The 20,068-nt window shown below is 70.0% G+C and carries 16 protein-coding genes; 7 read left to right on the forward strand and 9 right to left on the reverse strand.

Annotation, left to right across the window (positions count from 1 at the left end):
• The first annotated feature begins 61 nt into the window (after positions 1–61).
• From AC1HIL_RS10130 to AC1HIL_RS10160, 7 genes are all read left to right on the forward strand, one after another.
• Positions 62–196, forward strand: a complete 135-nt coding sequence (locus AC1HIL_RS10130; RefSeq protein WP_256223075.1) for a hypothetical protein — start codon at positions 62–64, stop codon at positions 194–196.
• A gap of 126 nt (positions 197–322) precedes the next feature.
• Positions 323–1,585: an MFS transporter gene (locus AC1HIL_RS10135; protein WP_057593784.1), complete on the forward strand. Its 1,263-nt coding sequence runs from the start codon at positions 323–325 to the stop codon at positions 1,583–1,585.
• 67 nt (positions 1,586–1,652) lie between these two features.
• A complete protein-coding gene (locus AC1HIL_RS10140) occupies positions 1,653–2,393 on the forward strand; it encodes a GntR family transcriptional regulator (protein WP_082322017.1) in 741 nt (246 codons plus the stop codon).
• A 118-nt stretch (positions 2,394–2,511) separates the two neighbouring features.
• A complete protein-coding gene (locus AC1HIL_RS10145; protein ID WP_057593783.1) occupies positions 2,512–3,555 on the forward strand; it encodes a taurine ABC transporter substrate-binding protein in 1,044 nt (347 codons plus the stop codon).
• 4 nt (positions 3,556–3,559) lie between these two features.
• A complete protein-coding gene (locus AC1HIL_RS10150) occupies positions 3,560–4,375 on the forward strand; it encodes an ABC transporter ATP-binding protein (RefSeq protein ID WP_261217737.1) in 816 nt (271 codons plus the stop codon).
• Positions 4,372–5,187, forward strand: coding sequence for an ABC transporter permease (locus AC1HIL_RS10155; protein WP_057593781.1), 816 nt, complete (start codon positions 4,372–4,374; stop codon positions 5,185–5,187). Before AC1HIL_RS10150 ends, AC1HIL_RS10155 begins: the two co-directional genes overlap by 4 nt.
• Positions 5,188–5,194: 7 nt before the next feature.
• A complete protein-coding gene (locus AC1HIL_RS10160) occupies positions 5,195–6,436 on the forward strand; it encodes a pyridoxal phosphate-dependent decarboxylase family protein (RefSeq protein ID WP_479671723.1) in 1,242 nt (413 codons plus the stop codon).
• Positions 6,437–6,485: 49 nt separating this feature from the next.
• Here AC1HIL_RS10160 and AC1HIL_RS10165 read toward each other — a convergent pair whose 3' ends face one another.
• From AC1HIL_RS10165 to AC1HIL_RS10205, 9 genes are all read right to left on the reverse strand, one after another.
• Complete coding sequence (locus AC1HIL_RS10165; RefSeq protein ID WP_479671724.1) at positions 6,486–8,498, reverse strand: lipoxygenase family protein; 2,013 nt, start codon at positions 8,496–8,498, stop codon at positions 6,486–6,488.
• 203 nt (positions 8,499–8,701) lie between these two features.
• Positions 8,702–10,126: an 8-oxoguanine deaminase gene (locus AC1HIL_RS10170; protein WP_479671725.1), complete on the reverse strand. Its 1,425-nt coding sequence runs from the start codon at positions 10,124–10,126 to the stop codon at positions 8,702–8,704.
• Between the two features lies 1 nt (position 10,127).
• Positions 10,128–11,546 (reverse strand): nucleobase:cation symporter-2 family protein, encoded by a 1,419-nt coding sequence (locus tag AC1HIL_RS10175; protein ID WP_479671726.1) that lies wholly within the window; start codon positions 11,544–11,546, stop codon positions 10,128–10,130.
• Positions 11,547–11,665: 119 nt separating this feature from the next.
• Positions 11,666–12,568 (reverse strand): LysR substrate-binding domain-containing protein, encoded by a 903-nt coding sequence (locus AC1HIL_RS10180; protein WP_479671727.1) that lies wholly within the window; start codon positions 12,566–12,568, stop codon positions 11,666–11,668.
• A gap of 47 nt (positions 12,569–12,615) precedes the next feature.
• Positions 12,616–14,877: a phosphocholine-specific phospholipase C gene (locus tag AC1HIL_RS10185; protein ID WP_479671728.1), complete on the reverse strand. Its 2,262-nt coding sequence runs from the start codon at positions 14,875–14,877 to the stop codon at positions 12,616–12,618.
• Between the two features lie 32 nt (positions 14,878–14,909).
• Positions 14,910–15,098 (reverse strand): hypothetical protein, encoded by a 189-nt coding sequence (locus AC1HIL_RS10190; RefSeq protein WP_057593774.1) that lies wholly within the window; start codon positions 15,096–15,098, stop codon positions 14,910–14,912.
• Positions 15,099–15,334: 236 nt separating this feature from the next.
• Positions 15,335–17,587, reverse strand: coding sequence for a phosphocholine-specific phospholipase C (locus AC1HIL_RS10195; protein WP_057593809.1), 2,253 nt, complete (start codon positions 17,585–17,587; stop codon positions 15,335–15,337).
• Positions 17,588–17,601: 14 nt separating this feature from the next.
• Positions 17,602–19,794 (reverse strand): phosphocholine-specific phospholipase C, encoded by a 2,193-nt coding sequence (locus tag AC1HIL_RS10200; protein WP_479671729.1) that lies wholly within the window; start codon positions 19,792–19,794, stop codon positions 17,602–17,604.
• A gap of 46 nt (positions 19,795–19,840) precedes the next feature.
• On the reverse strand, positions 19,841–20,032 hold the full coding sequence (locus AC1HIL_RS10205) for a hypothetical protein (RefSeq protein WP_057593772.1): 192 nt from the start codon (positions 20,030–20,032) through the stop codon (positions 19,841–19,843).
• Positions 20,033–20,068 lie beyond the last annotated feature (36 nt).

The raw sequence follows: 20,068 nt of genomic DNA on the forward strand, positions 1-20,068 counted from the left end.
GCGGCGCGATCGGGCCCGCGTCCGACTTGACCGCCCATCGGGCGGGCCTAGCATGCCCGCCATGCGACACCTCTTCCTCGCACTCTGCTGCTGCCTCGGCCTGATGGCCGCCGGTTGCGACGACAAGCCCAGGCCGGGCGGTCCGATGCCCAAGGCCTCGGCCGCGCAGCCGCTCGTCGCGCCGTCGCTGGCCTGACGCGCACCGGCACATGGCGGCGCCGCCGACGCGCGGCGCGGGGCGCTCGTGCGCCAGCGCGGCTTGCCTTGTATGCTCGACCTCGCCGTCGCCCTGACGGACGCATGCAGGACAAGAAAGAGAACGATGACGGAGACGCTCGCCGCACGCCACCCCTCCCACCAGCCCGATTCGCGCTACGCCATGGTGCGGCTGGGCCTCACGCTGCTGATCATGACGGTCGGCAGCAGCGGCATGTACGTGGTGTCGGTGATGCTGCCCTCGGTGCAGGCCGAGTTCGGCATCGACCGCGCGCAGGCCTCGCTGCCCTACACGCTGCTGATGCTGGGCTTCGGCATCGGCGGCGTGCTCATGGGCAAGCTGGCCGACCGCTTCGGCATCATGTGGCCGCTGCTCGGCGGCGCCGTCTGCCTCGGTCTCGGCTACGTCGCCTCGGGCCTCGCCGGCGGCATCGTCTCCTTCACCATCGCCCAGACCCTGCTGGTCGGCCTGCTCGGCAGCTCGGTGGCCTTCGCGCCGCTGGTGGCCGACACCTCGCTCTGGTTCGTCAAGCGGCGCGGCATCGCGGTGGCGATCTGCGCCAGCGGCAACTACGTGGCGGGCGCGGTGTGGCCGCCGATCGTGCAGCACTTCATCGAGACCGTGGGCTGGCGCCAGACCTACATCGGCATGGGACTGTTCTGCAGCGTCACGATGGTGGCGCTGGCCTTCTTCTTCCGCGCGCGTCCGCCGGCGGCCGTCGCGGCACCGCCCGTTGCCGGTCCCGGCGGCGCCGCGGTGCGCAACCTCGCGCGGCCCTTCGGCTTCAGCACCGGCGCGGCGCAGGGCCTGCTGTGCGTGGCGGGCGTGGCCTGCTGCGTGGCGATGGCGATGCCGCAGGTGCACATCGTGGCCTACTGCAGCGACCTCGGCTTCGGCGCCGCGCGCGGCGCGCAGATGCTCTCGCTGATGCTGGCCTTCGGCGTGGTGAGCCGGCTGGTGTCGGGCGCCATCTGCGACCGCATCGGCGGGCTGCGCACGCTGCTGCTCGGCGGCGCGCTGCAGTGCGTGGCGCTGCTGCTGTTCCTGCCCTTCGACGGGCTGGTGCCGCTGTACGTGGTGTCGGCGCTGTTCGGCCTGTTCCAGGGCGGCATCGTGCCCTCGTACGCGATCATCGTGCGCGAGCACTTCCCGGCCTCCGAGGCGGGCGCGCGCGTGGGCACGGTGCTGATGTTCACGCTGTTCGGCATGGCGCTCGGCGGCTGGATGTCGGGCAAGGTGTTCGACCTCACGGGCAGCTACCACGCGGCCTTCCTCAACGGCATCGGCTGGAACCTCGTCAACGTCTCGATCGCGGCCTTCCTGCTCTACCGCGTCATGGGGCGCGGCCGCCGCGTCGCGCCGGCCTGAGCCGCCGTCCGGGAGGCCTGGGGCGGCAGAGTATATTCAAGCGACAGATTCTTCGAGCCGACCCCCGATGCCCGCCTCCAAGCCCACCGCCCGCCGACCCGACGTCCGCCCGCGCGCGCGCCGCGCCGCCCATGCGGAAGCGGTGCCGCCGGACGACGCGCAGGGCGCGCGCGCCGACACGCTGACCGATCAGGTCTACCAGCAGCTTCGCCAGTCGCTGATGACCGGCGCGCTGCTGCCCGAGCAGGTGCTGACCGTGCGCGGCGTGGCCGAGAGCCAGGGCGTGAGCCTGACGCCGGTGCGCGAGGCGGTGCAGCGGCTGGTGGTGGAGCACGGGCTCGAGGTGGTCAACGGCCGCACCATCCGCGTGCCGCGCCTCGACGTCGAGACCTACCGCGAGATCCTCAAGATCCGCATGGAGCTCGAATGCCTGGCGGCCAAGGAGGCCGCGCCGCGCATCTCGAACGACGAGATCGAGCGCCTCGACGGCGTGGTGCAGGCGCACCTGGCGGCGATCCAGGCCGGCGACGCGCACCGCACCCTGCTCGAGAACACCGAATTCCATCTCTCGATATATCGAGCCTCGGGCCAGGCCATCCTGATCCGCATCATCGAGAGCCTGTGGTTGCGCGTCGGCCCCACGCTCAACCTGCTGTTCCCGCAGTACTGCGGCAGTCTCACGGGCCACGAGACGCATCTGACCGCGATGGACGCGCTGCGCCGGCGCGACGGCGACGCGCTCGGACAGGCGATGCGCGACGACCTGACGCACGGCTCGCGCTACCTGATCCGGCTGCTCAAGCCCTGAAAAAGCGGCTGGGTCGGGTTTTTGCGTAGACAGAATATATTCTGATCGCCTAAAGTGCGGCCCAAGGCCTCGTTGCCGGGGCTCCAGTTCCTTCGTCTGTTCGAAGAAAGGCCGTCGCATGAAGTTGAATCTCTCCCGCCGCGAGTTCCACCTGGCCAGCGCCCACATGCTGCTGGCCTCTTCCGCCGGCTCGCTGCTGCTCGGGGCTTCGGGCCCGGCCGCCGCGCAGGCGCGTTCGGTCAAGCTCGGCACCTTCGGCGCCATCGATGCGCAGAACTACATCCGCGCGAAGAACATGGCGGCCAAGACCTTCGGCGCCGGCACCAGCGCCGACTTCGTGACCGTGCGCGCGGGCTCCGAGGTGATCGCGGCCATGGCCGGCGGCAGCCTCGACATGTGCAACATCGGCTCCAGCCCGATGATGGTCGGCTACGCCAACGGGCTGAAGGCCTCGATGGTCTACGTCTACAAGAACATCGTCGACAGCGAATGCCTGGTGGTGCAGGGCAACTCGGGCATCACCACGGTGGCGGGGCTCAAGGGCAAGAAGATCGGCCTGCCGTTCAACACCTCGGTGCACTTCGCCGCGGTGGCGGCGCTCAAGACCGCGGGCATCGGGCTGGCGGACGTGCAACTCATCAACATGCGCGCCGACCAGATCGCCTCGGCCTGGCAGCGCCGCGAGATCGATGCCAGCTACATCTGGGTGCCGGTGCTGCCGCGCCTGACCGAGGACGGCGGCAAGATCATCTTCAAGACCGGCGACCTCAACAAGAACAACCTGCTGATCTTCGACGGCCTGCTGGTGCGCGACGAGTTCAAGCAGAAGTCGCCCGACCTGGTGCTGGCCTTCCTCAAGGACTACGAACAGATCGCGCGCACCTTCAAGCAGGAACCGAAGGAAGTGGTCGAGACCATGACGAAGTTCCTCAACGTCGACGAGGCCGCGGTGATGCGCTCGCTCAACACCTTCTACCCGGTGCCCGCGCGCGAGCAGCTGCAGAGCCATTGGATGGGCAAGCCCGGCGAGAAGGACACGGGCGTGCTCAAGACCTTGCAGACGCAGGCGCAGTTCCTCCTGGAGTCGGCGCAGATCTCGGCCATGCCCAAGGACCTGAGCGGGCTCGTCGATTCGAGCTTCGTCGCCAAGATGGCCGCCTGAGGCCATGGGACTGCCACCGCAGCAGGCGGGCACGCCCAAGGTCCGTTTCGAGGAAGTCTCCAAGCGCTTCGGCGACGGCCCCGACGCGGTGCAGGCGCTGGAGCCGATCACGCTCGACATCGCAGAGGGCGCCTTCGCCTGCCTGCTCGGCCCCTCGGGCTGCGGCAAGAGCACGCTGCTGAACATCCTCGCGGGCTTCGAGCAGCCCACGGCCGGCCGCGTGCTGATGGACGGCCAGCCGGTGCGCGGCCCCGATCCGCGCCGCGGCGTGGTGTTCCAGCAGGGCGCGCTGTTCACCTGGATGCGCGTGATCGACAACGTGGCCTTCGGGCCGCTGGCCACGGGCAAGTCGGCCGCCGAGGCCACGCGCATCGCCTCGCAATACCTCGAGATGGTCGGCCTCGCGGGCTTCGCGAAGCGCTATCCCTACGAGCTCTCGGGCGGCATGCAGCAGCGCGTGGGCATCGCGCGCGCGCTCGCCAATTCGCCCGAGATCCTGCTGATGGACGAGCCCTTCGCCGCGCTCGACGCACAGACGCGCGAGCTGCTGCAGGAGGAGATCAAGCGCATCTGGCACGAGACGCGCAAGACCGTGCTGTGGATCACCCACAGCATCGACGAGGCGCTGTTCCTCGCGACCGAGATCGTCGTGATGTCGGCGCGCCCGGGCCGCATCAAGGCGAAGTTCCATCCGGGCTTCGCGCAGAGCGACGACCCGGCCGTGGTCGCGAGCGCCGAGTTCGCGCGCATGAAGGCCGAGATCTTCGGCCTGCTGCGCGAGGAGGCGCTGGCCGCGCAGCACCAGGAGGCCCAGCGATGAGCGCCGCGCCCAACCGGCCCAACGGCGCACGCACCCGCGCGCGCTGGATCAACCTCGGCTCCTTCGCCGCGCTGTTCGTGCTGTGGCTGCTGATCACCGTGCCAATCGTGGGCGACCAGCCGCTGGTCGCGCCGCTGTTCCTGCCTTCGCCGATGTCGGTGTGGAACACCTTCCTCCAGCTCATGCAGAACGGCTACCAGGGCAAGACGCTCGCGCACCACCTGGGCATCAGCCTGTTCCGCTTCGGCGCCTCCTTCGTCCTCACCGTGCTGGTGGCGGTGCCGCTGGGGCTGTGGATGGGCATGAACGAGACCGTGAAGGCGGTGCTCGATCCGCCGATCGAGATCACGCGGCCGATGCCCAAGCTCGCGCTGCTGCCGCTGCTCATCATCTGGTTCGGCATCGGCGAGGTCTCGAAGATCGTGATCATCGTGCTCGCGCTGTTCCCGATCCTCTCGATCAGCGCCATGCAGGCGGTGCGCGCGGTGGGCCGGCGCAAGGTGCAGGCTGCGATGGCGCTCGGTGCCTCGCGCGCCATGATCTTCCGGCGCGTGATCTTCCCGGCCAGCCTGCCGGGCATCTTCACCGGCATCCGCGTGAGCATCGGCCTGGGCGTGACCATGCTGGTGGGCGCCGAGATGATCGCCACCAACGCGGGCATCGCCTACATGGCGATGTCGGCCTCCGACTTCCTGCTCACCAACGTCGTGATCGTCGGCGCGCTGATCATGGCGATCCTCGGCTACCTGCTCGACCTGCTGGCGCGGGCACTCGAAAACAAGGTCGTCCATTGGGGCGGCAAGGAAGGATGAAGCGACCATGGCACTGACACTCCCCGAGCAAGGCACGTCCTGGCCCGAGCTGCAGCGGCGGCTCGAGGAGGCCGGCCGCGGCGACGCCGACTGGCGCAACGGCCGCGTGCCGATGTTCATCCACTATGCGGGCGAGGACGTGCTCGAGGTGGCCAAGAAGGCCTACCTGATGTACTTCTCCGAGAACGGCCTGGGCCCGCGCGCCTTCGCGAGCCTCGCGACCTTCGAGCGCGAGGTGGTGGAGATGGGCCTTTCGCTGCTGCACGGCGGCCCCGAGTCGCGCGGCGCCATGACCACCGGCGGCACCGAGAGCATCTTCCTCGCGGTCAAGTGCGCGCGCGACCGCGCGCTGGCGCGCCGCCCCGGCATGGCCAAGCCCGAGATCCTGATGCCCCGGAGCGCGCATCCGGCCTTCGACAAGGCCGCGCACTTCCTCGGCCTGGTGCCGGTGCGCACGCCGCTGGCGGCCGACTTCCGCGCCGACCCGGCGGCGATGCGCGCCGCCTTCACGCCCGACACCGCGATGGTGGTGGGCTCGGCGCCGGCCTTTCCGCACGGCGTGGTCGATCCCATTCCCGAGATCGCGGCATTGGCGCGCGAGCACGGCTGCTGGATGCATGTCGATGCCTGCGTGGGCGGCTACTTCGCGCCGTTCGCGCGCGAGCTCGGCGCCGACATTCCCGACTTCGATTTCGCGGTCGAGGGCGTGACCTCGATCTCGGCCGACCTGCACAAGTACGGCTACACCGCCAAGGGCGCCTCGACCCTGTTCTTCGCCGATCCCGAGGCCTTCGCGCTGATGGGCTACTACTTCGACGACTGGCCGCGCGGCCAGTACTTCACCCACACGCTGGTGGGCACGCGCGCGGGCGGCGCCATCGCCGCGGCCTGGGCGGTGATGAACTACCTGGGCCATGCGGGCTATCTGCGCGTCACCGAGCGCGTGCTCGCGACGCGGCGCGCGATGCAGCAGGGCCTCGATGCGCTGGGCCTGCCCACGCTGGGCCGGCCCGAGCTGTCGATCTTCGCTTTCGGCTCGCCCGAACGCGACATGGGCGCCATCGGCCGCGGCCTCGGCGCGCGCGGCTGGACCGTGGGCTACGTGAAGAACCCCGACGGCATCCACCACATGCTGAACCTCACGCACGAGCCGGTGGTGGGGCAGTACCTGGGCGACGTGGCCGCGGTGCTGGAGGATCCGGCGACGTTGGCGGATGGCGGTGCTGGCGGGGTGGTGGCGCAGTATTGAACGCGGGAGCGGACGGAAACCCGAATTCGACAACCTGTCCAGCGTCCGCTCAGATGTTCGTGCTCGACGGAATCCGGCTCGGCAGCAGGTGCTCGTAGGGCCGCGAGCGCGTCGTGTTGCGCTGCTTGATCGTCGTTTCGATGTTCGCCAGCGCCGCGCGGAAGCGCTCGAGCGGCCCGCCCTGGCCCGCGATCGCGGGATCGATCAGCACCGGCAGGTGCGGAAAGGCGTTGTCCTTGTACTCGCCGAGCGGCCGGTAGTAGACGCCGCCGAGGATGTGGAACAGCAGGATCTGCTCCTGCGCCGCGAGCCGCGCGGGCAGCATCTGCGACCAGGTGGCCTCCGACTGGCCGGCCGTCGAGGCGGGCGCCGGCGTGCCGGCCATGCCCGCGCTGAAGGGCGCGTAGGTCATCACCGAGAGCTGCGGGAAGTTCACGGCCGCATGCTGCGCGCTGGTGTTGAAGACGATGGCCGTGATCACGTCGGCCAGCCTGGCGCGCGTGGAAATGGCCGGCAGCCCCTTCACCTTGCCGTGGGTCGATAGGTCGACGGCCCAGGCCTGCAGCTCGTGGTCGCCGCTCACGTCGGCGTCGCTGAGGTAGTAGGTCGCGACGTACTCGCCCACCCATTGCGCGATCGCGTTCCACAGCAGCAGCGCGTCGTCGCGGTACGGGTACTCGGGCAACTCGTTCGGGTTGTCGACGCCGCGCGCGCGCAGCTCGTCGGGCAGCATCAGGTTGGCCTGGAAGTCGTAGGCCAGGCGGTCGCGGCCGCACTCGCGCTGCAGGGTCTCGATCGGCGCCGCGAGGATGCCGTCGCCCGTGGTCAGCGGCGCCATGATGATCAGCGTGGCCGCCTCGTTGATGAACATCGCGCCCTCGAGGTGCGGCGACAGCAGGCGGCTCAGCGGATGCGCGGTCGCGAGCTGGCGCTGCGTGGCCATCGCGAAGGCCTCCGACATCAGGTGCGTGCGGCCCAGGTGCACGAACATCTCGTGGTAGTTGAAGTCGGCCACCTGCACCGTGGTCTTGGCCGACTGCCAGGCCCAGTAGGCCTCGGCGTTCGAGGCGTCGTCCACGCGCAGGAAGATCGGATGCTGCGCCGGGTTCTGGCCGCACTGGATGGCCACGGGCACCAACGAACGGCCCGCCCTGGGCCGCGCGAACAGCGCGATGGGCATGAAGACATAGGCGGTGCCGGTCAACGGCTTGGTCACCGGGCCCGTGGGCGCCATGTCGCCCAGGCCCTCGTAGTCGAGCAGGTAGAGGCGGCCCTCGGCGGCCGCGTCGGCGAGGCTGTCGGCGTTGCCCATGGCCTGCCGGTACTGCGCGTCGGTCAGCGGGAACTTCGAGGGCAGCACGCTCGCCTTGCGGATCAGCATCGGGTTCGGGCCGGCCACGCGCATCCAGGCGAACAGCGCGTTGTCGCGGAAGACCTGCGCGATCGACGGCTTCTCGATGGTCGCGAACAGCGCGTCGTACTGCGCCACGGTGCGCGGCCCGCCGAGCAGGCCCTGCGTCATCAGGTCCTGGTGCACCTGGCGCAACTGGGTGGCGATGTCGCCCGCGGTGCCGGTCAGCGTGCCCAGCAATGCGAGCGCCGCGGCCGGCAGCGTGAGCAGGCCGGCGTTCTGCGACAGCAGCTGCGCGAAGCTGGCCTGCAGGCCCGAAAGCCGCGTGCGCAGGTTGTCGAGCGTCTGCAGGCTGCCGCTGGCGAGCGGGCTGGTGGCGAAGGAGGCCGCGAAGTTCACGGCCGCCTCGAGCGCGCGCGACAAGGTCAGCAACTGGTGCTCGAGCGCCGGCAGTTCGGCCGGCGGCACCACGGTGCCCATCGGCACGCCCGCGAGGTTGAGGTGCGACTCGGTCCAGAGGTAGGTGGCCTGCCGGCTCACGAGTTCGAGCCGGCGCAAGGTGGCGCTGATCGGATCGATCTTCTGCGGCAAGGTGGGCCTGGGCACCGGCAGCGCGGCCGAAGCGGTGGATGGCGCGCCGGCCAGCAGGCTGCCGAATCCCGCTGCGGTGCCGGCCGCGGCCGCGCCCTTGAGGAGTTCTCTGCGTTTCATCGCTGGTGTTCCCTGTTGTTGTCGTGCATCTGGAACATCGGCCGATGGTTCTCGCCCTGGCCGACAAAATCGAACGCTCGTTCTATTCGAGCCAGCGGATTCTGCGGACGAGGCATGACGCCCGCAATGCGGGTAGCTGCCTAGGGCGAAGGTTCGCATCCGGCGTTGCGAAAGCGCACGCCGGTCAGGTGCTGTTCAGCGTCTCAGGCCGTGTGCGGATGCCGCGCGCGCTCGTACAGCGTGCGCGCGAGCTCGCGGTGCCGCGCGAGCAGCGGCGGCAGCTCGAGATCGACGAAGCGGCCGTCGCGGATGCGCACCTGGCCGTCGATGATGCTGAGCGCGGCCGAGGCCGGCGTGCAGAACACCAGCGCCGCCACCGGGTCGTGCCCCGCGCCCGCGTGCGACACGCCGCGCAGGTCGAAGCCCACCATGTCGGCCGACATGCCCGGCGCGAGCGCGCCGATGTCGTCGCGGCCCAGCACGCGCGCGCCGCCCAGGGTCGCGATCTCGAGCGCCTCGCGCGCCGTCATCGCGGCCGGGCCATGGCCCACGCGCTGCAGCAGCATGGCCTGGCGCGCCTCGCCGAGCAGGTGGGCGCCGTCGTTCGAGGCGCTGCCGTCCACGCCCAGGCCCACCGGCACGCCGGCGCGGCGCATGGCGCCGATGGGCGCGATGCCCGAGGCCAGCCGCATGTTCGAGCACGGGCAATGGGCCACGCCGGTGCCGGTGCGGCCGAAGAGGGCGATGCCCGCGGGGTCGAGCTTCACGCAGTGCGCATGCCAGACGTCGCGGCCGACCCAGCCCAGGTCCTCGGCGTACTCGGCCGGCGTCATGCCGAACTTCTCGCGCGAGTAGGCAACGTCGTTGTCGTTCTCGGCCAGGTGCGTGTGCAGCGACACGCCGCGCTCGCGCGCGAGCAGTGCCGAGTCGCGCATGAGCTCGCGCGAGACCGAGAACGGCGAGCAGGGCGCGAGCACGATGCGCCGCATCGAATGGCGCGAGGCGTCGTGCCAGCGATCGATCAGCCGCTCGCTGTCGCGCAGGATCGCGGCCTCGCTTTCCACCACCTCGTCGGGCGGCAGGCCGCCGGCGCTGCGGCCCACGCTCATGCTGCCGCGCGCGGCATGGAAGCGCATGCCCATCGTGGCGGCCGCCTCGATCGAATCGTCGAGCCGCGCGCCGTTGGGGAACAGGTAGAGGTGGTCGCTGGTGGTGGTGCAGCCCGAGAGCATCAGCTCGGCCATCGCGGTCTGGGTCGACACGCGGATCATCTCGGGCGTGAGCCGCGCCCACAGCAGGTAGAGGTTGGTGAGCCAGCCGAACAGCTCGGCGTCCTGCGCTTCGGGCACCGCGCGCGTGAGGCTCTGGTACATGTGGTGGTGGGTGTTCACCAGCCCCGGCATCAGCACGTGGCCGTGCAGGTCGATGGCCTCGGCACCGCCGCTGCGCAACGCCTCGAGGTAGATCGGCGGCAGCTCGGCCGTGGCACCGACCCAGGCGATGGCCGGCCCGTCGATCACCAGCGCGCCATCGGCGATCTCGCGCCGCGCGGCGTCCATGGTGACGAGCACGTCGGCGTGGCGCAGCACGCGCAGCGGCCGGGGCGAGGAGGCGATGGAGGAAGTCATGTCATTCGGTTCCGTGCGAGGTGCGTGCCGCCAGTGTGAAGGAACGCTCCCTCGACTGCACGCCGTTGTAGAAGAGATTGAGCAGCACCGCGGCGACCGTGCCGAGCACGATGCCGCTGTGCGTCAGCGGATGGGTCCAGGCCGGGAAGTGCTGGAAGAAGTTCGGCGACAGCGTGGGGATCAGCCCGAGGCCGACCGAGATCGCGATCACGTAGAGCGCGTGGCGCTCGCGTGCGTAGTCGATGCTGCCGAGGATTCGGATGCCAGTGGCCGCGACCATGCCGAACATCACGATGCCCGCGCCCCCGAGCACGAAGGAAGGCACCGAGGCCACCACGTGCGCGACCTTGGGGAACAGCGCGAGCGCGATCAGCAGCACGCCGCCGCCGGCCGCCACGTAGCGCGAGCGCACGCCCGTGACCGTGACCAGCCCCACGTTCTGCGAGAACGAGGTGTAGGGGAAGGTGTTGAACACGCCGCCGATCACCGTGCCCAGGCCGTCGGCGCGCAGGCCGCGCGAGAGCGCGTCGGTGTCGATCTTGCGGCCCGTGATCTCGCCGAGCGCGAGGAACATGCCGGTCGATTCGACCAGGGTGATCAGCATCACGATGCACATCGAGGCGATGGCCGTGAGCTCGAAGCGCGGCAGGCCGAAGTGGAAGGGCGTGGTCACGGCCATCCAGCTCGCTTCCTCGAGGCCGTCGAACTGCATGCGGCCGAGCGCCAGCGACAGCAGCACGCCGAAGACGATGCCCAGCAGCACCGCGATGTTGGCGATGAGGCCCTTGCCGAAGCGCGTGATCGCGACGATCGCCGCCAGCACGGCCGCGGCGATGGCGAGGTTCACCGGCTCGCCGTAGGCCGGGTTGGCCACCGCATGCGCCACGCCCTCGATGCTGCGCGTCGAGGTGGGCTGCCCGCCCGCGGCCCAGTGGATCGCCACCACCATCAGCGAGACGCCGATCAGCGTGATGACCGTGCCCGTCACCAGCGGCGGGAACACGCCGAGCACGCGTCCCATCAGCGGCGCGAGCGCGATGCCGAACAGCCCCGCCACGATGGTGGCGCCGTAGATCGCGGGCAGGCCCAGCGAGGGATCGATGCCGATCGCGATCATCGGGCCCACGGCCGCGAAGGTCACGCCCATCATCACGGGCATGCGGATGCCGAAGCGCCAGAAGCCGATGGCCTGCACCAGCGTGGCGATGCCGGCGGCCAGCAGGTCGGCATTGATGAGGAAGGCGATGTCGGCCTTCGAGAGGCCGAGCGCGCCGCCCACGATCAGCGGCACCGCCACCGTGCCCGCGTACATCACGAGCACGTGCTGCAGGCTCAGCGCGCCGCAGCGCATGAGGGGAAGCTTCTGGTCGACCCCTTCGCCGTCTCCTGCGGGGGTCTTTTTCTTGTCGTTCGAAAGCATGGGACTTTTCCTTCCGGCCGATGACCGGCGCGGCAGTCTAGGAGCCATGCCTTCGAACGCGCAAAGTCAATAAATGGCGCGCCCCGTGCACAAAAAGTGGACAGCCCCCGGCGCCGTGTTCAGGGCGCGAGCAGCTCGTCGAGGCAGGCCGTCACGTGGTTGGCGAACAGCTCGGCCGCGGGGCTCGGTGCCTGCGCGGCGCGGGTCTCGAGCGTGAGCGTCTGGGCCGGCAGGGTCGCGTCGCGCAGCGGCACGAAGACCAGCGAGCCGTCGTGCATCTCCTCGGCCACGTCGAGCCGGTTGAGCAGCGTGATGCCCTCGCCCTCGCGCACCAGGCGGCGCATCAGCGCGGTGGAGGTGGTCTCGATCGCGGGCGAGGCGCGCAGGCCCGAGCGTTCGAAGGCTGCATCGATGATCGGCCGGATCGACAGCGAGGGCGCGGGCAGCAGCAGCGGATGGCCCACGCACTCGGCCAGCACGGTGCTCGCATGGGCCGTGAGCGCATGGCCGGGAGGCACCACCGCGCCGATCGGCCATTCGCTCGCGAACAGCGTGCGAAAGCCCGCCGTGGCGGGCACGTCGTAGGCCAGCGCGAGGTCGGCATCGCCTTCGCGCACGCCGTGCAGCACGGCCGCGATCGGCAGGCCCAGCAGCTTGAGCTGGATGCCGGGATGCGCCGCGCGAAAGCGCCGCACCACGCCCGGCAGGAAGGCGTCGGCGAGGCCGGCGGTGGTGGCCAGCGTGACCTCGCCCTGGCGCAGCCCGCGCATGGCCTCGATGCGCTGGCGCACCCCGTCGAACTCGCGCAGCGTGCCGCGCGCATGCGCGAGCACCAGCTCGCCCACCGGCGTGAGCTTGAGCGTGTTGTGGATGCGCTCGAACAGCGGCGCGCCCAGCTCCTCCTCGAGGTTGAGGATCTGCCGGTTGATCGCGGTCGGCACCACGTGCAGCTGCGCGGCCGCCTTGCGGATCGAACCCGCGCGAACCACCTCGACGAAGTACCGGACCACCTTGGCGTGCATGACATCTCCCGCGCCACCGTGGGCGCGGGGGGATCATGCATGCGGGCTCAGAGGTCGGGCAAGCCCAGCGCGGGATCGCTGACCGAATGCTTGCCGGTCTCGACGCGGCCGGCGAAGCGGCGGTAGTAGGCCGGATCGGCATCGCAGTTGACGGCGAAGTCGTACCACTGGCCGCTGGCCGCGAGCTCCCAGTGCAGCTCGGCCTTGGCGCCGCCCGCGACGGTCGCGGTCCACGGGCCGTCGTCGCGGTAGGCCTTGGCGCGCACGCTGAACTTCGCCGCGGCCTGGCCGCCGTTCATCATCTCGAGGTAGACGTTGCCGTTGGCGATGTCGTAGCACACGCGCACTTCGGGCGCGGCCGCGCCGCCGGCGCGCAATGCGTTGAGGTCGCCCTGGAAATGGCGGTGGTAGCCGTTGGGGCCGAGCACCCAGAGGTCGTAGCGGCCGGCGTTGTCGGCGGTCGCGTTCCAGCGGTCGTCGAGCGACTTGCCGGCTTCGACCATGTAGCGGCGCGGCAGGCGGTCGAGGTTGAGCCGGTCGTAGACATGGAACACGGCGGCCGCGCTGCCGGTGTTGGCGAACAGCAGCTGCAGCGTGCCGCCGGCCGCGTCGGCCCTGGCGCTGGTGTGCAGCTCGTAGGGCAATGCGCGCGAGGGCCGCGTGCCCGTGGCCTGGCGCGGCAGCAGGCCATTGGCCGGCGGCGTGACCTGCGGCAGCGCCTGCTGCGCGGCGCGCAGCTGGTCGGCCTCGGCCTTGGTGCGGCGGCCCGCGAGCGTGGGCAGCGCCTCGCCGTTGGGATCGGCGAAGTTGAAGGCGCTCGTGAGGTCGCCGTTGACCGCGCGGCGGAACGGGCCGATGTTGCTTTCCTTCACGCCGAAGCGGGCCTCGACGAAGCGCAGCACCGAGGTGTGGTCGAAGGTCTGCGAGTTGACCCAGCCGCCGCGGCTCCACGGCGAGATCACGTACATCGGCACGCGCATGCCGGGGCCGTAGACGTTGCCGTCGGGCGCGGGCTGCGACTGCGTCATGCCCGGCGGCTTGGGATGGTTGAAGTACTCGAAGCTCAGGTCCGCGTCGGACATCGTGGTCTTGCCCGCGAAGGCCTTCGCCGAGGGATCGGCCGATGCGATGGGCGAGGGCGCCGAGGCCGAGGGCACGTGGTCGAAGTAGCCGTCGTTCTCGTCGAAGTTCACGAACAGCACGGTCTTGCTCCAGACCTCGGGCACGGCGGTGAGCGCCTCCAGCACCTGCTGGATGTACCACGCGCCCTGCACCGGGCTCGAGGGGCCGGGGTGCTCGGAGTAGACGTCGGGCGGGATCACCCACGACACCGCCGGCAGCCGGCCGGCCTTCACGTCGGCGCGGAAGGCATCCATGATCGCGCCCGCGTCGAAGGCCGCCTGGTCGGCCACCGGCAGCGTGTTGGCCGTGCCCTTGTAGAGCGGGTTGCCGGCGTCGTCGCCGGGCGCGTAGGCCGGCGATGCGCCCTGCGGCAGCGAGGTGCTGACCGGCTTGGCCGAGGCCTCGTTGGCCTTGCGGAAGTTCTTGAAGCCCAGCAGCGGATTGCAGCCGTAGTTGTTCGGGATGTTCTGGTAGACCATCCAGCTCACGCCCGCGTCCTGCAGCCGCTCGGCATAGGTCTTCCATTCGTAGCCCTCGGTCGAGGGACCGGTCGAGCTCCAGGCATTGACGTTGTTCACGTAGGCCACGTTGCCGCCGGTGGGGCCGTTGGTGCCGGTCCAGTGGAACGAGCGGTTGGCGTGCGTGCCGGTGTGCATCGCGCAGTGGTAGTCGTCGCAGATCGTGAAGGCGTTGGCCAGCGCGAACTGGAACGGCAGCTCGGCCTCGGCGAGGTAGCCCATCGACTGCACGTAGGGCGCGGTGCTGCTGACCTTCTTGTAGCGCGGCCACTGGTAGAGGCGGCCGCCGTCCCAGGCGTTGTGCGAGTCGACCCAGGTGTGCGGCGTGCTGCTCACGCGCTGCGCGTTGCCTTTGCTGCCGTCGAGGTGATAGGGCAGCACCACCTTGCCGTTCTCGTCGAGCTGCTGCCACACGTTGAGGCCGTTGGGCAGCGGGATCGGGAAGCGGTCGCCGAAGCCGCGCACGCCCTTGAGGGTGCCGAAGTAATGGTCGAACGAACGGTTCTCCTGCATCAGGATGACGATGTGCTCGACGTCCTGGATGGTGCCGGTCTTGTTGTTGGCGGGGATCGCGAGCGCGCGGCGGATGGCGGGCGGAAAGGCCGAGAGCGCGAGCGCGGCGGCGCCGGTGGTGGCGCTGCCGGTGAGGAATTTGCGGCGTGAGGTCATGGTCTTGTCGTGTTGTTTTTCGGGCCGTTGTATCAGGGCGCGCAGCGCATCACGGGCTGCGTGGTGGCGGGCGGGTTCTGCGTGCCGCCGTCGCCGCCGCCGGGGTTGCCCGTGCCCGGCAGGCCGCCGAAGCCGCCGCCGCTGCCGCCACCGCAGGCGGCGAGGGTGCAGGCCAGGATCAGCGCCGGCAGCAGCCGCGCGCGCGAGAAGAAGAGATGCATGGGGAAATCCTCGCAGGTGTGTTTTCTTGTGAAGAGGCGACGAGGAGCGCGCCGCCACTGCCCACGGTAGGAAGCGGCAATGACAGTCGAGTGAAGAACGCGGCCGAGGTGTAAGCGCGCGTTGCGCCTGCGCGCGCGATGAATACCAAAGCCGGACAGGCAGCGCGCGAAGGGCTCGCGCGTACCGTGTCCGGCCTGGTGGGAAGGCTGCGGAAGCCCTCAGCGATGCATGGGCCTCAGAGGTCGGCCATGCCCATCGCGGGATCGCTGACCGAGTGCTTGCCGGTCTCGACGCGGCCCGCGAAGCGGCGCGCGAAGGTCGGATCGGCATCGCAGCCCACGACGAAGTCGTACCAGGCGCCGCTCGACGAAAGATCCCAATGCAGCTCGGCCTTGGCGCCGGGCTGCACGGTCGCGGTCCACGGGCCGTCGTCGCGGTAGGCCTTGGCGCGCACCGTGAACTTCGCGGCCTTCTTGCCGCCGTTGAGCAGCTCGAGGTAGACGTTGCCGTTGGCGATGTCGTAGCACACGCGGACTTCGGGGGCGGCCGCGTCGCTCGCGCGCAGGCTGCCGAGGTCGCCCTTGAAGTGGCGGTGGTAGCCGTTCGGGCCGAGCACCCACAGGTCGTAGAAGCCGCTGTTGTCGCGGCCCGCCATCCAGGTGTCGTCGAGCGTCTTGCCGGCCTCGACCATGTAGCGGCGCGGCAGGCGCGCGAGGTTGAGCTTGTCGTAGACGTGGAACACGGCGGCTGCCTTGCCGGTGTTCGCGAACAGCAGCTGCACCGTGCCGTCGAGCGGTGCCGTGCGCGCGCTGGTGTGCAGCTCGTAGGGCAGGGCGCGCGAGGGGCGCGTGCCGGTGGTCTGCCGAGGCAACTGCGGATCGAGCGGCAGCGGCACCTGCGACAGCGCCTCCTGGTTGCGCCGGATCTGGTCGACCTCCGCGCGGGTGGCGCGGCCGGTCAGCGTGGGCAGCGCCTCGCCGTTGGGGTTGGCGAAGTTGAAGGCGCTCGTGAGGTCGCCGCACACCGCGCGCCGGAAGGCGCTGATGTTGGGCTCCTGCACGCCGAAGCGGGTTTCGAGGAAGCGCAGCACCGAGGTGTGGTCGAAGGCCTGCGAGCTGACCCAGCCGCCGCGGCTCCACGGCGAGATCACGTACAGCGGCACGCGCGGGCCCGGGCCGTAGACGCGGCCGTCGGCCTTGGGCTGGCCGCCGCTGCCCAGCGGCGCGGCATGCGTGAAGTACTCGGGACCCATCGCCGAGTCCGACAGCGTGGTCTTGCCCGCGTAGCTGCCGTCGCCGTTGGGCGAAGGCGCCGAGGGCGAGGGCAGGTGGTCGAAATAGCCGTCGTTCTCGTCGAAGTTGATCAGCAGCACGGTCTTGCTCCACACCTCGGGCACGGCGGTGAGCGCGTCCAGCACCTCCTGCAGGAACCAGGCGCCCTGGATAGGGCTCGAGGGACCGGGATGCTCGCAGTAGATCGACGGCGCGTTCATCCAGCAGACCTGCGGCAGCTTGCCTTCGCGGATGTCGCGCTTGAACGCGTCGAGGTAGTCCTCGGGCTTCGTGCCGGGCAGCGTGTTGGCCACGCCCTTGTAGAGCGGGCTCTTCGCGTCGTCGGTGGCGCGGTCGTAGGCCTTGTAGGGCAGCGCCTGGCCGGTGTCGGCATAGGGCTTGTTGGGCTCGCCGCCGCTGGAGACCGGATAGCCCGAGTCGATGTTGGCCTTGCGGAACTGCCGGAACGCGCCGAGCATGTTGTCGCCCCATTCGTCGGGCATGTTCTGGTAGCTGATCCAGCGCACGCCCGCATCTTCCAGGCGCTCCGCGTAGGTCTTCCAGGTGTAGCCCACGTTCAGCGAGCCGGGCTTGCCGTCGATCCAGTCCCATTCGTTGCGCACGAAGGCGGTGTTGGTCGCGGTCGGGCCGTTGGTGCCGGTCAGGTGGAAGGAGCGGTTGGCGTCGGTGCCGGTGTGCATCGCGCAGTGGTAGGCATCGCAGATCGTGAAGGCGTTGGCCAGCGCGAACTGGAACGGGATCTCCGTCGCCTTGTGATAGCCCATGGCCTTGCTGGTCTTGTAGCGCGCCCACTGGTACATGCGCCCGCCATCCCAGGCGTTCTGGCTGTCGGCCCAGTCGTGCGGCGTGCCGCCGTCGCGCTGCGCATTGCCCTTCGAGCTGTCGAGGTGGTAGGGCAGGATGGCCTTGCCGCTGGCATCGCTCTGCTGCCAGACGTTCATGCCCTTGGGCAGCGGGATGGTGAAGCGGTCGCCGAAGCCACGCACGCCGGCGAGCGTGCCGAAGTAGTGGTCGAACGAACGGTTCTCCTGCATCAGGATGACGACGTGCTCGACGTCCTGGATGGTGCCGGTCTTGTTGTTGGCGGGGATCGCGAGGGCGCGGCGGATGCTCGGCGGGAAGGCCGAGAGTGCGAGCGCGGCGGCGCCGGTGGTGGCGCTGCCGGTGAGGAACTTGCGGCGTGCGTTGTCGGTCATGGTGCGTGCCTCCTTCACAGATCGCCCAGGCCCATGGCCGGATCGCTGACCGAATGCTTGCCGGTCTCCACGCGGCCCGCGAAGCGGCGCTGCCAGCTCGCGTCGGCGTCGCAGCTCACGACGAAGTCGTACCAGGCGCCGCTCGACGAAAGATCCCAGTGCAGCTCGGCCTTGGCGCCGCCCGCGACGGTCGCGCTCCACGGGCCGTCGTCGCGGTAGGCCTTGGCGCGCACCGTGAATTTCGCGGCGGCCTGGCCGGCATTGAGCATCTCGAGGTAGACGTTGCCGTTGGCGATGTCGTAGCACACGCGCACCTCGGGCACGGCGGTGCCGCCGGCGCGCAGCCGGCTCAGGTCGCCCTTGAAGTGGCGGTGGTAGCCGTTCGGGCCGAGCACCCAGAGGTCATAGAAGCCGCTGTCGTCGCTGACCGCGTTCCAGGCGTCGTCGAGCGTCTTGCCCGGTTCCACCATGAAGCGGCGCGGCAGGCGGTCGAGGTGCAGCCGGTCGTAGACGTGGAACACGGCGGCCGCCTTGCCGGTGTTAGCGAAGATCAGCCGCACGCTGCCGCCGATCGCATCGCTGCGCGCGCTGGTGTGCAGCTCGTAGGGCAGCGCGCGCGAGGGCCGCGTGCCGGTGGCCTGGCGCGGCAGCTGCGGGTCCAGCGGCAGCGGCACCTGGGGCAGCTTCTCCTGGTCGTTGCGCAACTGAGTGGCCGCGTTGCGCGTGGTGCGGCCCGCGAGCGTGGGCAGCGTCTCGTTGTTCGGATTCGCGAAGTTGAAGGCGCTCGTGAGGTCGCCGCACACCGCGCGCCGGAAGGCGCTGATGTTGGTCTCCTTCACGCCGAAGCGCGCCTCGATGAAGCGCAGCACCGAAGTGTGGTCGAAGGCCTGCGAGTTGACCCAGCCGCCGCGACTCCACGGCGACACCACGTACATCGGCACGCGCACGCCGGGGCCGTAGACGCGGCCGTCGGGCGCGGGCTGGCCGGTGGTGCCCGGCGGCTTCGGATGGTTGAAGTACTCGGGCTTGAGCGCGTCGACCGGCAGCGTGGTCTTGCCCGCGGGCGTGCCGTCGGGGTTGATCGAGGGCGCGGCGGGCGAGGGGTAGTGGTCGAAGTAGCCGTCGTTCTCGTCGAAGTTGATGAGCAGCACGGTCTTGCTCCACACCTCGGGCACGGCGGTCAGCGCATCGAGCGTTTCCTGGATGTACCAGCCGCCCTGCACCGGGCTCGAGGGGCCGGGGTGCTCGGAGTAGGTGGCCGGCGCGACGATCCACGACACCTGCGGCAGCTTGCCGTTCCTGATGTCCTGGCGGAACTGCTCGAGGAAGCCGCCGTCGCCCATGGTGTTGGCGATGCCCTTGTAGAGCGGGTTGCGCGCGTCGTCGCTCGCCGGGTCGTAGACCGGCGAGGGGTCGTCGTTGCTGACCGGCTTGCCCGAGGCCTCGTTGGCCAGGCGGTACTGCTTGAAGCCCGCGAGCGGGTTGTCGCCGAAGTTCTCCGGCATGTTCTGGTAGACGATCCAGCTGACCTTGGCCTCCTGCAGGCGCTCGGGATAGGTCTTCCACTCGTAGCCCTTGGCCGAGCTGTCGATCGAATCCCACTCGTTGTTGACCGTGGCCACGCCCGCGCCGGTCGGGCCGTTGGTGCCGGTCCAGTGGAACATGCGGTTCGAGTTGGTGCCGGTGTGCATGCTGCAGTGGTACTCGTCGCACAGCGTGAAGGCGTTGGCCAGCGCGAACTGATAGGGCAGTTCGGCTTCCTTGAAGTAGCCCATCGCCGCGTTGGTCTTGTAGCGCGCCCACTGGTAGGTGCGCCCGCCGTCCCACGCGTTCTGGCCGTCGCTCCACGAGTGCGGCGTGCCGCTCACGCGCTGGGCGTTGCCCTTGGTGCTGTCGAGGTGGTAGGGCAGGATGGCCGTGCCGCTGGCATCGCTCTGCTGCCAGACGTTCATGCCCTTGGGCAGCGGAATCGTGAAGCGGTCGCCGAAGCCGCGCACGCCCATGAGCGTGCCGAAGTAGTGGTCGAAGGAGCGGTTCTCCTGCATCAGGATGACGATGTGCTCGACGTCCTGGATGGTGCCGGTCTTGTTGTTGGCGGGAATGGCGAGGGCGCGGCGGATGCTCGGCGGAAAGGCCGAGAGCGCGAGCGCGGCGGCGCCGGTGGTGGCGGCGCCGGTGAGGAATTTGCGGCGTGCGTTGTCTGTCATCGCGGGGTCGTCCTTGGCGTTCTTCCGGTTTGGAAAGCTCGAACGCTCAGGGCGCGCAGCGCTTCACGGGCTCGGTGGTGGCCGGCGGATTCGGCGTGCCGCCGCCGGGGTTGCCCGCGCCGGGCAGGCCGCCGAGGAAGCCGCCGCCGCCATCGCCGCCGCCGCAGGCGGACAGCAGGCAGGCCAGCAGCAGGGCGGGCGCGAAGCGAAGCAGGTGAAGGGGACGTGGGACTTGCATGGTGATCCTCTCTCTCGGGGTCGTTGTGTGTGGGGG

Source organism: Variovorax sp. ISS6 (genome assembly GCF_056523145.1).